The organism is Muriventricola aceti (genome assembly GCF_025567565.1).
Lineage (GTDB): Bacteria > Bacillota > Clostridia > Oscillospirales > Oscillospiraceae > Lawsonibacter > Lawsonibacter aceti.
Genome location: NZ_JAOQKF010000012.1, coordinates 11,853 through 24,323 on the forward strand (window position 1 = coordinate 11,853; position 12,471 = coordinate 24,323).

Here is a 12,471-nt window from a genome sequence, read left to right on the forward strand (position 1 = left end):
TAAAGTTTGATAAATGAAAAGCGACAGACACTTCATAAGGAAATACCTGTCGCTTCGTTTACGATATAAAAATGTTGGTTTTGGACTTGATAAAATCAGCAGTAAATCATTTCCTGTCTGATGATTTCCTCGGCTCGGTTACGGATAGAGTTCATGGACTGTACCCACAACATCTGATTGTCTGCTTTCATGGTTTCGGTCACGCCCTCGGCTTGTTTCATCTGCTCAATGATAAGGCTACACCTTTCCGCTGCCTGTTCGTTCAGGTCAGCAAGGTAAGTATGCAGTTCGCCGGATAAACAGAGGGCAGAGAACCTTGTAGGGCGGTACTGCTCCAAATATGTCCTGTGCAGTCTGCCCCACATACCGATAGGGCGGTGTTCCTCCGGCAGCTTCAAGTCCGGCACATAGTAATCGCCCACAAGAACATAGTCCAGACCGTTGCTTTCGTCATGGATTCGTGGTTTCAATTCTGTCATGCTATTTTTTCTCCTTTCACTTTTTGCCGATTTGATTTGGTTGCGGCGTTCTGTTCGACACGCACATTGCTATCAGAATTATTTTCTTCTGCTATACGCTCATGTTCAGCAAATTCTTTTGATTTCTCACGAATCTTTTTCATATACTTACGATTGGATTCTCGTTTTCTGCGAAGTCGTTCCGCCTCTTTTTCAGCAGCAATCCTTTCTTCCTCTGTTGGTTCATGCTGCTCCACAGGTACTTGAAATTGCCCGACATAGTTAAGATATATCTCCACCTCTGTGGTGCGGTCTGCACCTTTTCCCTGTGGCTCGTGAACCAGTATTTTGTCTATAAATTCATTTATCATGGCAGGAGTAAGCTCTGTAATGTTCTCATACTTTTTAACCAGCTTTAGAAAACGCTCCACATTATTTTGACCGCCTATAATTCGTTGCATATCAGCGGTGTCAGTCTCAATAATCTTGTTTAGCTCGTTCTGCTCATTTTCATAATCAGTAAGCATACTCTGAAAAAGCCTGTCCGATAATCTTCCAATCACATTATCCTCATAGATTTTCCTGATAAGCATATCCAATTCGTGAAGTCGCTTCTGATTTCTTTCAATGCGTTTTTTTACAGTTTCAGAAACAGCAATATCTTTCATCGCCGATTCTTCTTGCAAAGAATAGACAAACTCCTGCTCATTCAAAGAAACATAATGGCAAGTTTCCTGTATGGTTTTTAGAATGATGCTTTTAAGTGCTTTTGTTGAAATATGGTGGCAAGTACAATGCCGGTCATATTTCTGACGCCCAAGATTATATGTGGAACATTCATAACAATCTGCCGGATTGGAATAACTTGTCCTTTTTTCTCCTTTAGCAGTATAATATATTCTTTCTCGCCCTTTTCGTTCCCTGTGATTATACATTGGCGCACCACAGTCAGCACAGTAAATCTTTCCGGTCAGAACATTAGGCTCGCCCATAGGATCTGCTTTTCTTACATTCTGTCTTAACTTTTGAGCAAGCAGCCATGTTTCTTCATCGACAATAGGCTCTTGTGTATCATCAAAAACCACCCAATCTTCCTTATTTGCCCTTTTCACTTTTTTGTCCTTATAGGAATTTTTGAATGTCCTGAAGTTGACAGTCTTTCCGATATACTCTGGTCGGGCAATCAGAGTAGTAACCTGATTTCCTCGCCACATATACGGATTTTCTTTGTCATAGTTGCTTGCATGATTTCCAAGTCCCTTTTTCCCAAGATAATAAGAGGGTCTTTCAATTTTTTCTTCTGAAAGTTCTCTTGCTATCTGATAAGGTCCTTTTCCCTCAATAGTCATACGATAAATTCTGCGGACTACTTCAGCAGCTTCTTCATCAATAATCCAATGGTCGGGGTTTTCGGGGTCTTTCAAATAGCCGTATGGTGGGATATTACTTGTATGCGCATTGCCGGAAGAACCTCTGGATTTCAGTACAGCTTTAATTTTCTTACTTGTGTCCCTGACAAACCACTCATTCATGATATTCAGAAAAGGGGCAAACTCACTGGTTTCTTGACGGTCACTGTCAATACCATTATTGATTGCTATAAATCGAACTTCCTTTTCTCTAAACAGAATATCAGTGAAAAAACCTACTTGCAGATGATCTCTGCCGATTCTGGACATATCCTTGCAGATACAGGCAGTGATTTCTCCGTTTTTAACGCCTTCAACAAGTTTATTCCATGAAGGTCTGTCAAAAGTCGCTCCACTCCAACCATCATCGGTAAAATGAACAAGATTCGTAAAGCCATGTTTTATAGCATAATCTTCAAGCATTTGCTTTTGATGAACGATACTATTACTCTCGCCAGCATTATCGTCATCACGAGACAGTCTTTCATACAGAGCAGTAATGCCATTGCTTCTATCTTTTTTTCTTCTCATGCTGAACTCCTTTCTTCAATTCCTATCCACTCCTTACGCTCACAAAATATCACATCCGTGTAGGCCTTGGGCGGGGCGGTGAAGTGCTCGGTGACAGCGGCCTCCACCTGGTCAAAAAGTTGACCCTCGGTGAAATCCGGCAGGGCGGCGGGTCCCGCCTCGTCCTCTGGCTCCTCCTTCAGGGAGGCGCGGAAAATGCGGTCGATTTCGCGCCAGCCCTCGGAGAGGATGCGCCGCCCCTTGGCGGTGAAGGTCTGCCCGCCGCAGGTAAAGGTTGCCGTGACCGCCTCATACACATAGGGTTCCGCCGCCGCACACAGCAGCTCCCGGCACACCAGCAAAAGAAGGTTCCGCTCACCCACAGGCAGAGCGGACAGGTCGGCCTTCTCCAACTCCAGCGTAGGGATAATGGCGTGGTGGTCGGATACCTTTTTGTCATTCACCAGCAGGGACACATCCGGGAAGAACTCCCCGCCCCCGTCAAAGGGCGGCACCTTGGCCGCCAGGTGGAGGACCGCCGAAGCGGTCTCCGCCATGTCGGCGGTCAGATACCGGCTGTCCGTCCGGGGATAGGTCAGCAGCTTCTTCTCATAGAGGGATTGCGCATAGTCCAGCGTCTGCTTGGCCGTATAGCCGAAGATGCGGTTTGCCTCCCGCTGGAGGGTGGTCAGGTCGTAGAGCTTGGGCGGCACCTCTTTCTTCTGTTCACGGGTGACAGAAGCGCAGACCGCCTCCGCGCCGGCACAGGCCGCCCGCAGGGCCTCCGCCTCCTCCGGGGCGGCAATCTTCTCGGACACCGCTTCGGCCCCGCCCAGAGTCAGGCGCACATGGTGGTACTTCTCTTTGCGGAACATTGTGATTTTGCTGTCCCGGTCCATCAGCATGGCAAGGGTGGGCGTCTGTACCCGCCCCACATTCAGGGTGCGGTGGTAGAGGACGGAGAACAACCTTGTGGCGTTGATCCCGATGAGCCAGTCCGCCTTTTGGCGGCAGAGGGCGGACTGATACAGCGGGTCATAGTCCCCACCGGGGCGCAGGTCGGCAAAACCCTCCCGGATTGCCGCGTCCTCCATCGAAGAAATCCAGAGGCGGGAGAAGGGCTTGGAGCATCCGGCAGCCTCATAGACCAGCCGGAAGATCAGCTCGCCCTCACGCCCGGCATCGCAGGCGTTGACCAGCTCGGTCACATCCTCCCGCTCCATGAGGAGCTTCAAATTCTGGAAGGCGTCCTCTTTGCCCTTCGCCAGCACATAACAGAAGGGCTCCGGCATGATGGGAAGGTCGTCATACTTCCACTTCTTATAGGCGGGGTCATACCCGGCTGCGTCCATCGGGGACATCAGGTGTCCCACACACCAGGAAACGATGAGCCCATTTCCTTCAAAACAGCCATCGGCCCTGGATGTGACACCCAGGGCCGACGCAACGGCTTTCGCAACACTCGGTTTCTCGCAGATCACCAGCTTCATTTCGTATCCTCCGTTTCTTCCTCCTGTTTAGGTTCGTCCTCGTTGATATATTCCTCCTCATCCGCAAAATCGTAGTCGTCCGGGTCCGCGCTGGCCTTGGACGCCTGCTTGGGACGGATGAACTTGATATAGGCGAAGGCTCCGCCGCCGCCCAGCACCAGCAGCACCAGGACCAGCGCCAGGGCGCCCATGCCCCCGGACTTCTCCTCCTCCGGCTCCGGTTCGGGTTCAGGTTCCAGCTCTGCGCCGGCGCACTCGGTCATATTCTCCGCGCACACCTCGCAGGAAGTGTTCACCGCCCCGGCCTGGCATTTCTCCGTACAGGTGCAGACCGCCGGGGCCTTCTGGGTCTCTCCATCCTCCATCAGGGCCATGAGGTCCGCTTCATCCACCTGGTTGAGGAAGTGAACGGCGGTCTCCGCGTCCTCGTTTGCCCGGTCAATCAGGATATAGAAATAGTTGCCCGCCTTGGTGGTGACCGTGATAATCTGCTTGTTGCCGTAGAAATCGCCCACCAAGGTTGCGTTGCCCTCCGGGGTCAGGGGGACGCCCTCCGGTTCCATGCCCCCGGTGGCCTCCTCTGCGGGTTCCTCCTCGATTGGCTCCGTTACTTCCGGCTCGGCGGTTTCTGTATAATAGGGTTCACCCTCCCCGCCGCCAGCGAAGGCAGGGACAGCAAAGGCCGTGGCACAGAGCGCCACGGCCAGAGCCGCCGTAAACAGGCGGATGATCTTCTTATTCTTCATACTCGGTGTCCTCCATCTCATTCTCGCCGGGGTCCGCCGCGGCCTCCGCCTCCATCATGCCCTCCGGCAGGGTGATGAGGCCGCTGGCGTAGGCCTTCAGGAAGGCCGTCAGCTCCCGGTTGTCCATCTTCACCGCCTTGACCATGCGGACGATCTCCAGGTTCTCCTCCTCGGTGAGCTGGGCCTCCAGGGTGCGGAGGCGCTTCTGCTGTTCGGAGATCTTCTCCCTGGTCTTTTCAATGTCACGGCGGATCTTCTCAACAGTTGCCATGTGTGCAAAACTCCTTTCCAAATCGTTCTTTCCATGAATAGTTCCGGCCCAGGCCCTGGACCGTTTTCAAATTGGGGCGGGCGTTGTCCTCCAGGACGATGGCCCGCCGGAACAGGTCCGGGTGGTAATCCCGCAGATAGATGATTTCCTCCGCCCTCATGCTGGGGCAGAAGAAACAGGAGGACTTGCCCGGCTGGGGAAGTCCCGCATCATCAATGGCCCGCTGGCAAGCCGCCCGGTCCCATCCCCATTCCATCAGGGGATACCACTTGCTGTATTTTCGGTCGGCCAGGTCGCCCAGCAGAACCTTGTCGCTGCGGTAGCCCTCGCCTGCGTCGTAGCCGATGAACTTGACCACCCGCTTGCCCGCCGCCCACGCCTTTTGACACGGCGGGTAATGGTTGCAGAACTTTTCCTGCGGCCCGATCTTGTGTTTCAGGGAACACCGCTTTAAGCCATAGGCCATAGACGGCAGAGTGCCGCTCTGCAAACACTCCTGTTCCAAGGTCAGCCGCTTTCCGTCCCGCGTGGTCTTATACACTCTGGTGATGGGCGGCATCCCGTGGTCCTTCAGCCAGCGGTCCATGATGTCCAGGTAGGTATAGGTGTGGGGATGCTCCGCCCCGGTATCCGCAAAGAGGATCAGGTCTACCGGGATACGGTGCTGGTGCAGACCGACTAAAAGGGCGGTGCTGTTGACACCGCCCCCATAGGAAACCATATTGATGTGTGTTTCACCTCCCATCAGTTGTACGGAGGTCTGGCATACGCATAAAAATGGGACTGCCAGTAACTCGTTTCTATGGATGTGTAATTGATATGGTCGCCGGCGTGGATCATCATGCCATCTCCCACATAGATGCCCACATGGGAGATACCGCTGGTGTCATAGGTGCCCACAAAGAACACCAGATCGCCCGGCTGGGGATCGGATACCGGCGTGGAGATATTGTAGAGCCCCTGGGCGCCTAGCCGCCCGGTGTTGCACAGGCCGGTACTGGTCAGCACATAGCTGACGAAGCCGGAACAGTCGAAGGAGGTCTCCGGGCTGCTCCCGCCCCACACATAGGGATACCCCAGGTATTTCTCCGCCTCGGTGATAAGGGTGGCAAACCTCTCGTCCGTCAGGTACTCGGCGGGGATGTCCCAGGCCGTGGGCGGGTTCTCGATGTACTTGCCCACATACCCGGAGGACGGGAACAGATCCGGCCGGTTCCCCAGGGTGGACATATACAGGGCATACATGGAGAGCTGGTCCTCGCCCATGATGTAGACCGGCACATGGGAGAGATCGAAATTTTCCAGGGTAACGGTGCAGATGTACCAGGTATAGGGAACCTCTACCTCGTACTCGTTGCCCTCGCTGTCCGTCCGGGTCTCGGTGCGGTAGCGGGTCTCTGTTGTGACTGTTTCCGTAAGGATGTACTGCTTGTCAAACAGCATCTCCATATCCCCTTGTACCTCGTCCAGGGTGAACACCCCTTCGTGAAGCGCCGACAGGATGGACAGCAGCACATAAGGGTCATGCCCAATCTTATCCAGGTCAAAGTGGTACTCGTCGTAGTCGTGGGTGGCCTCGTAGGTGTCCAGGTATTCTTGCAGTTCCACCTCCATCTCACAGTAGGCGGCCTCAGCCCCGGTCAGGTCCGCGTCCTCTGAAAGATAGGAGGACGCCACCAGGCCGGAAGTCTCGCCCCCGAACATAGAGGTGCAGGACTGCATCAGCCCAATGATGAGCATGAGGATCAAGCCAATCCCGCCCACGATGAGAAGGGTGTGTTTGTTTTTGGTGACGAAGCCATCCAGCTTCTGGGCGATGGTCCCGCCGCCCTTCTTTGCGGCGGAGGCGGCGGTCTGGGGCGCTTTGCCTGCGGCCTGGGCCGCGCCGGTCCCGGCCCGGTGCGCGGCGGCGTACTGTTTTTGCAGCCGCTTTTTCTGCCACAGGCGGGAGATGGGGTTGCTGGACGCAAGTTGGGGGTTCTCCATGACTGACTTCTGCCAATAGAAATCCGCGTTGGCTTTCACCGCTGCCTGCTCCGCCTGCTTCACATCCCGCCAGGGTTTCAGCTTACGGTCTGCCCGCGCCTGGTGGAAGCGGCGGCCGCCATAACCCACGGCCTTCTCAATCTGCCGTTCTCTCAGGTGACCGGCCTGAACACCGGAGTTCTCGCCCTCCACCTTGCTCACCTCGCCGTGGAGGGTGGACTTGACCTCCTGCATCGGCCGGGACAATGGGTTGCCATGCTCCTTGCCGGGGGGCTTCACGGGGACGGCGGCTTTTGCCGCGTCCAGCTTATCCGCCGCCTTGTTGGACTTGCGGACTGCTTTTTTCAGCTCCGGCGCCGCCCGGTCTGCCTCCGAAAACTGCAAACGGGAGGAAGGGCGGTCCCTGGCCGCCTCACCCTCCCGCGGAAGGTGTCGCGCCGCTTGCGCCGCGCCTTTTTCGTCTGGTGCCGTTCCACATGGCCTTCCGCCTCGTCCGCCGCCCGGCTCAATGTCCCCGCCGTTTCATCAGCGGAGGAATAGTCCTGTTCCGGGGGACGGTCCGAAACATGGGTGGCCTCGCCAGTCACCAGGTTCACCGAAATGGCCCCGTTACGGGTCATCTTCTGGGCCTCCTTCTCGGAGGCTTTCCATTCCTGCATTTATCCGTCACCTCCTCCGTAGGGGCAGATGCTGGCGCACGCCCCGGTCTCAATCATGGAAATATAGTGAAAAATGGGATAGGCCTGGGGCGGGCAGACCGCGTTGCCCAGGGTTTTCAGCCGCAGCGCCCGGTCCTTCGTGTCCTCTGTTATGCGGGGGATGTCTGCGGGTTCCTCTCGCCAGAGGATACGGCCGTCCATCCTTTCGGGAAGCCCATAAGCCATTCCACCCAATCCGGGTTCAGCGCCGCCTTCTCCGACAGGGGTTTCTCCTGGTGGATCACCTGGGCCGAAAGGTTGCTGGACGGGGACTTGCCCCGGAAGGCCGTGGGTTTCAGGGTGGAGCGGTAGCCCTCCGACGCCGCCGGTGTCAGGTAGAACACCGCCGCCGACAGGCTCAGGCTCCAGATGCTCCCGTCCCTGCTCCGCTTGCGGAAGATTCCATTGTCCGACAGGAACACATCCAGGTTTGCCGCATCCCTGCAGGTGGATTTGTCGGAGGCAAGGGGCGTGGGAAATATCAGCCGCGACGATAAAAGTTCGCTGGCGCTCATGCCACGCGCCGACGCCGCAAGCCGGAAATACGAATGGAAGAACAGCGTATCCCGCTTTTGCCAGGTCAAAAATCGTTTTGTCGAGCCCCATATTGATGAAGCCAGCAACATTTTCCCCAAGCACCCAACGGGGCCGCAGCTTGGTAATAACCCGGCACATCTCCGGCCACAGGTAGCGTTCATCCGCAAAACCCCGCCGCTTTCCGGCGGTGGAGAAGGGCTGACAGGGGAAGCCGCCGGAGATGATGGTGACTGTTTCAAGTCCTGTTTTCTCAAAAAACGCCTCCTTCGTAAATGCGGTGATGTCCCGGAACTTCGGCACGTCCGGCCAGTGCCGCTCCAGGACAGAATAAGGGTAATCCGCCCATTCACACTGGCAGACGGTCTCGAACCCGGCCGCCTCCGCCGCCAGATCCAGACCGCCGATGCCGGAGAACAGGCTCACATGGGTCAGTCGCTCCATACCTCGTCCCCTTCAAGGTCTCCCTCGTCCTGGGGCTCATCCTCCACATCCTCCAGGCGGACCAGGTTGTGGCGGCGGATGATGGACTCCTCCAGGATGTCCTGGGCGGCGTTGCTGTCCTCCGGGAGGCCCAGGCTGCGGCAGAGCTTTTTCAGCACCTTCTCATAGCCACCGGCCTTTTTCTTCAGCCGGAGGAAATCCTTCTCCGTCTCCGCCTCCGACAGGCAGCGGGCCAGGGAGTGATAGAGAACAATCAGGTTGTAGATGTCGCCCACCAGCATACGGAAACTACTGCCGGGGATGATGTACTCATCCCGATATTTCTTAGGCTTCGGCTCCTCCTCCGGGACCACCTCCACCTCGTCCAGTTCCTTGTCCATGAGCCCCTTCAAATCCTTGGGGTCGCCGAACACCAGGTAGCGGCCGGGGATGCCCCAGCCCTGGAACTTCTCCTCGGCGATCTCACCGTACCGCTTCGCCGTGTCCAGCACATGGAGCACGTCCTCCTCGTCCTTGATGCGGCCCGCCAGAAAAGCGAGCTGGTGGAGCAGGCCATACAGATGGACCTCATCGTTGATGTGGGAGAGATAGGTCTTGCCGTTGATGACATACAGTTTGTTTTTCATATTCACGCCTCCGTTTCTGCCGCGTGCTCCACCTCGCTGGGCTTGGTGGTGAGCAGTTTGTAAAGCTCGGTATCCTTTGGGAAGTCATCCGCAAAGGGCAGGATGACATTGTTGAAGAACAGCAGCCCGTGGCCCGGCTCAGAGTTGGTCACATAGGCGAGCTGTTCGGAAGAAATGTTCAGCCGCTCCGCCAGTATCTTCCGGTCGCCCGCAGCCTGGTTGAGCATATAGATGAAGTCGCTGTTCTCCAGAATGTTTTCGATCTCCGGGGAGGAGAGCAGGTCTTTGGGGTTCTGCGTCGCCCCGGTCGGCACGCCGCCCCATTTTCTGAACCGTTTCCAGATCTCCGCCGAATAGGCCGCCGTCTGCTCCTCCTTCAGCAGAAGGTGGAACTCGTCCACGAAATACCAGGTGGAGTGCCCGATGGCCCGGTTGATGGTGACGGTATTCCACACCGCGTCCTGGACAATGAGCATCCCCGGCTTTTTCAGGTTCTTGCCCAAGCCCTTGATGTCAAAGCAGACCAGGCGGTTGGAGATGTCCACGGTGGTACGGTGGTTGAAGAAGTTCAGCGAACCGTTCACATAGAGGTCCAATGCCTGGGCCACCCGGTCGGCCTCCTGGAGGTGCTGGGACAACAAGGCGTTCATCAGGTCGCCCAGAATCGGCATATTTTCCGGTCGTGGGTCGGCAAAGTAGGGCTGGTAGATCATCTGTACCGCCCGGTCAATGACGGTTTTCTCAATAGCCTCCAGACCGGTCTTGCTGCCCATGATGAGCTCACAGAAGGACAGTACAAAGTCCGATTTCAGCGCCAACGGGTTTTCTTCCTCGGAGTAGTTGAGGTTGATGTCCAGGGGGTTCACATAGTCGGTGCTGGACGGGGACAGCCGGATCACCTGACCGCCCAGCCGCTTCACCAGGGGCGAATACTCGTCCTCCGGGTCACAGATGATGACATTGTCCTGGGTCATCAGCATGATGAAGGTAATCTCCCGTTTGCAGCTCATGGATTTGCCGCTGCCGGGCGTACCGAACACAAGACCGTTGGGACAGCGGGATTGCTTGCGGTCCAGCAGGATCATGTTATTGGAGAGGGCGTTGAGGCCGTAGTACATGGCGTCGCCGCCCATGAACACCTCCTGGGTAACAAAGGGGACGAACACCGCCAGGGCCGAAGTGGTCAAGCTCCGTTCGATCTTGATACGGTTGAGGCCCAGGGGAAGGCTGCTCATAAGCCCGTCCTCCTGCTGGAAGTCCAGCCGGGTCAGAAGGCAGTTATAGGTCTGGGCGACGCTGGCCGCCTGGGATACGGCGATCTCCAGCTTTTGACGGGTCTCCGCCGTGTGCAGCACCAGGAAGGTCATGTTGAACATTCTCTCGTTGCGGGATTGCAGGTCGGTGAGAAGGTCCTTCGCCGCGCCGCCGTAAGTAGACAAGTCGCTGGGGAGTATGTCCATATCGTAGCCGCTGCGCACCGCCCGCTTCTGTTCCTGTATCTTCATGGCGTCCAGGTCGGTGATCTTCCGCTTGACCATTTTGATGGCCTCGTTCTGGTTGATGCCCCGGATATGCATGGTCACCATGATATTCCCGTCCGCCTCTATGAAGTCGGTGAGGATGCGGTCGTGCATCTCCGGCGCCAGAATTTGCAGAAAGGATACCGCCCCGTACCGTTTGCCGATGCGGAAGGTGCGGGTCTCCCCGAAGTGGAAGGAGGACGGAGAGATGAAGTCCTTCACCGAAAGGCCGCTGGCCGGGAGCCAGTCCCACTCAAAGGCGAACTGCTCGCCCTCCGGGTGGAGGATGTTGTAAAGCAGCTCCAGCCGTTCCTTTCCGTCCAGCACATGAGCCGCTGCCCCCATGACCTTGAAGCGGTTCAAGGTGTCGGTCTCAATGCGGGCAAACCGGGCCCTCGCTGCGGGAAGGTTCTCCGCCTCGATGGTCAGGGTCACATACTTGGTTTTCACATAGCCGTTGTTGCCCCGCTTATACTGCATCCGCAGGATGTCCACCGCCTCGTCCCGGATGGGGTCCAGATCGTTGCCCTGTCTGCGGATGCCGAACAGTTCGTCGGCGGCGCTACCTCCGCTGCGGCTGTCCAAAGTGACCTGGACGCCGACGGAGGGATTATAGCCGTTATAGAAATCGCAGAGGCTTTCAAAGATGCTCCGCTGGTCCTCCGGCCCAGCCAGGCGGTAATTCACATCCTCAAAGGCAATGGTTTTGGAGAAGGTCCTGCCCTCCAGCCTGCACAGGCCGTCGGGGAACATATTCTCAAACGGGATGCTGTCCTGCACCGTACGGGCTTTCCCGTCGCCCTTTGCCTGCCGGATCACTGCCTCAATCTGCTTGCGCTCGGCACGGGTGAGCTTACGCTTTGCCGGTCTTTCTGCCTTTTCTCGCAATCCGCTTCACCTCCTGTTCCAGTCGGGATTGCCGCACCAGGGCGGAATAGAGATTGTTGATCTGGTAGATCCTCGTCTTTGGGCGGATAAACTTATTCTCAATGAGGTGCCCCAGGAACACCTCCAGCGGCTGCCCGTTCTTCTCGTACATGGCGAACAGGAAAAAGGGCAGCATCACCAGGATCATGCAGAGCGCCGCCGTGGTGGTGCCCAGCGCCTCTTTAGTCAGAAAGAAAAGCGGCACGCCGATAATTGCCGCCGCTCCAAAACAAATCACCTGCCGTTTGGTCAGCCCGAACAGGACCTTGCTCTGTACCCGGCTAAGGTCCTTTGGGATCGTTACATAGGCCAAATTTCATACCTCCTTTTATGCGGATGAATCTCATGTATGAGATAGGCTACATAACAAATCGCTTTCCGTGTATATATGTGCTATAATTCTTTAATAAGATGCTCAAACCAGATAAAGGAGATTAAACATGGAAACATATATTGCTATCATAAAAGACTTTCTCGTTGTTGTTGCCCCAATAGTTGTAGCATATATAAGCTATCGGAGTAGCAAGAAAACGGCTCGTGACATACGGTTAGAGCTTGAAAAACGGGGATCACCTCCTTTGCGGGAGGCCCCGTGTGCCGGGACCTCCCGCGGGGTTTACTGGCAAACATCAGGTGGAGAGCAGACCTGACAGCAGAGGAATCAGGGTGAGGCCGATGAGCGCGACACCGCCGCCGGCCATCAGTTGTTTGATGCCCTGGGACTTGGAGGCGGGGTTGTCCTGGCCGTAACCCTCCAAAAGGTTGATGCCGCCCCACACGCACAAGCCGCCGCCCAGGGCGATCACCAAGGTCTGCAATACGTCGATCGCATTAGTGAAAAAATCCATAAAT

The 12,471-nt window shown here is 55.9% G+C and carries 13 protein-coding genes; all 13 read right to left on the reverse strand.

Features of this window, described 5'->3' with window-relative positions:
* Positions 1-95: 95 nt before the first annotated feature.
* The 13 genes from OCV64_RS12620 to OCV64_RS12675 all read right to left on the reverse strand — a co-directional run bounded on the left by OCV64_RS12620 (position 96) and on the right by OCV64_RS12675 (position 12,467).
* A complete protein-coding gene (locus OCV64_RS12620) occupies positions 96-479 on the reverse strand; it encodes a TnpV protein (protein WP_097780878.1) in 384 nt (127 codons plus the stop codon).
* On the reverse strand, positions 476-2,398 hold the full coding sequence (locus OCV64_RS12625; RefSeq protein WP_262670235.1) for a recombinase family protein: 1,923 nt from the start codon (positions 2,396-2,398) through the stop codon (positions 476-478). Before OCV64_RS12625 ends, OCV64_RS12620 begins: the two co-directional genes overlap by 4 nt.
* On the reverse strand, positions 2,395-3,867 hold the full coding sequence (locus tag OCV64_RS12630) for a DNA topoisomerase (RefSeq protein WP_455429794.1): 1,473 nt from the start codon (positions 3,865-3,867) through the stop codon (positions 2,395-2,397). The genes OCV64_RS12625 and OCV64_RS12630 overlap by 4 nt, the downstream gene beginning before the upstream one ends.
* The gene (locus tag OCV64_RS12635) at positions 3,864-4,613 is read right to left on the reverse strand and encodes a DUF4366 domain-containing protein (RefSeq protein WP_262670236.1); all 750 of its coding nucleotides are present in this window, start codon (positions 4,611-4,613) and stop codon (positions 3,864-3,866) included. Before OCV64_RS12635 ends, OCV64_RS12630 begins: the two co-directional genes overlap by 4 nt.
* A complete protein-coding gene (locus OCV64_RS12640; protein WP_262670237.1) occupies positions 4,603-4,884 on the reverse strand; it encodes a DUF4315 family protein in 282 nt (93 codons plus the stop codon). Before OCV64_RS12640 ends, OCV64_RS12635 begins: the two co-directional genes overlap by 11 nt.
* Positions 4,871-5,605 (reverse strand): phosphoadenosine phosphosulfate reductase, encoded by a 735-nt coding sequence (locus OCV64_RS12645; RefSeq protein ID WP_455429795.1) that lies wholly within the window; start codon positions 5,603-5,605, stop codon positions 4,871-4,873. Before OCV64_RS12645 ends, OCV64_RS12640 begins: the two co-directional genes overlap by 14 nt.
* A 23-nt stretch (positions 5,606-5,628) precedes the next feature.
* Complete coding sequence (locus OCV64_RS12650) at positions 5,629-7,254, reverse strand: C40 family peptidase (RefSeq protein ID WP_394803840.1); 1,626 nt, start codon at positions 7,252-7,254, stop codon at positions 5,629-5,631.
* Positions 7,215-7,529: a hypothetical protein gene (locus OCV64_RS16225; RefSeq protein ID WP_394803841.1), complete on the reverse strand. Its 315-nt coding sequence runs from the start codon at positions 7,527-7,529 to the stop codon at positions 7,215-7,217. The genes OCV64_RS12650 and OCV64_RS16225 overlap by 40 nt, the downstream gene beginning before the upstream one ends.
* Positions 7,530-8,546 (reverse strand): DNA cytosine methyltransferase, encoded by a 1,017-nt coding sequence (locus OCV64_RS12655; RefSeq protein WP_262670238.1) that lies wholly within the window; start codon positions 8,544-8,546, stop codon positions 7,530-7,532. It abuts the gene before it with no gap.
* Positions 8,534-9,172 carry a hypothetical protein gene (locus OCV64_RS12660; RefSeq protein WP_262670239.1) on the reverse strand — a complete coding sequence of 213 codons (639 nt, stop codon included), beginning with the start codon at positions 9,170-9,172 and terminating at the stop codon, positions 8,534-8,536. The genes OCV64_RS12655 and OCV64_RS12660 overlap by 13 nt, the downstream gene beginning before the upstream one ends.
* A gap of 2 nt (positions 9,173-9,174) precedes the next feature.
* Positions 9,175-11,580: a VirB4-like conjugal transfer ATPase, CD1110 family gene (locus OCV64_RS12665; protein WP_262670240.1), complete on the reverse strand. Its 2,406-nt coding sequence runs from the start codon at positions 11,578-11,580 to the stop codon at positions 9,175-9,177.
* Positions 11,546-11,932, reverse strand: coding sequence for a PrgI family protein (locus OCV64_RS12670; RefSeq protein ID WP_262670241.1), 387 nt, complete (start codon positions 11,930-11,932; stop codon positions 11,546-11,548). Before OCV64_RS12670 ends, OCV64_RS12665 begins: the two co-directional genes overlap by 35 nt.
* A gap of 316 nt (positions 11,933-12,248) precedes the next feature.
* Complete coding sequence (locus OCV64_RS12675; protein ID WP_005944806.1) at positions 12,249-12,467, reverse strand: Maff2 family mobile element protein; 219 nt, start codon at positions 12,465-12,467, stop codon at positions 12,249-12,251.
* Positions 12,468-12,471 lie beyond the last annotated feature (4 nt).

Coding starts and splice junctions, on each gene's coding strand:
- OCV64_RS12620 (WP_097780878.1), bottom strand. CDS start 479: ATGACAGAATTGAAACCACGAATCCATGACGAAAGCAACGGTCTGGAC.
- OCV64_RS12625 (WP_262670235.1), bottom strand. CDS start 2,398: ATGAGAAGAAAAAAAGATAGAAGCAATGGCATTACTGCTCTGTATGAA.
- OCV64_RS12630 (WP_455429794.1), bottom strand. CDS start 3,867: ATGAAGCTGGTGATCTGCGAGAAACCGAGTGTTGCGAAAGCCGTTGCG.
- OCV64_RS12635 (WP_262670236.1), bottom strand. CDS start 4,613: ATGAAGAATAAGAAGATCATCCGCCTGTTTACGGCGGCTCTGGCCGTG.
- OCV64_RS12640 (WP_262670237.1), bottom strand. CDS start 4,884: ATGGCAACTGTTGAGAAGATCCGCCGTGACATTGAAAAGACCAGGGAG.
- OCV64_RS12645 (WP_455429795.1), bottom strand. CDS start 5,605: ATGGTTTCCTATGGGGGCGGTGTCAACAGCACCGCCCTTTTAGTCGGT.
- OCV64_RS16225 (WP_394803841.1), bottom strand. CDS start 7,529: ATGCAGGAATGGAAAGCCTCCGAGAAGGAGGCCCAGAAGATGACCCGT.
- OCV64_RS12655 (WP_262670238.1), bottom strand. CDS start 8,546: ATGGAGCGACTGACCCATGTGAGCCTGTTCTCCGGCATCGGCGGTCTG.
- OCV64_RS12660 (WP_262670239.1), bottom strand. CDS start 9,172: ATGAAAAACAAACTGTATGTCATCAACGGCAAGACCTATCTCTCCCAC.
- OCV64_RS12675 (WP_005944806.1), bottom strand. CDS start 12,467: ATGGATTTTTTCACTAATGCGATCGACGTATTGCAGACCTTGGTGATC.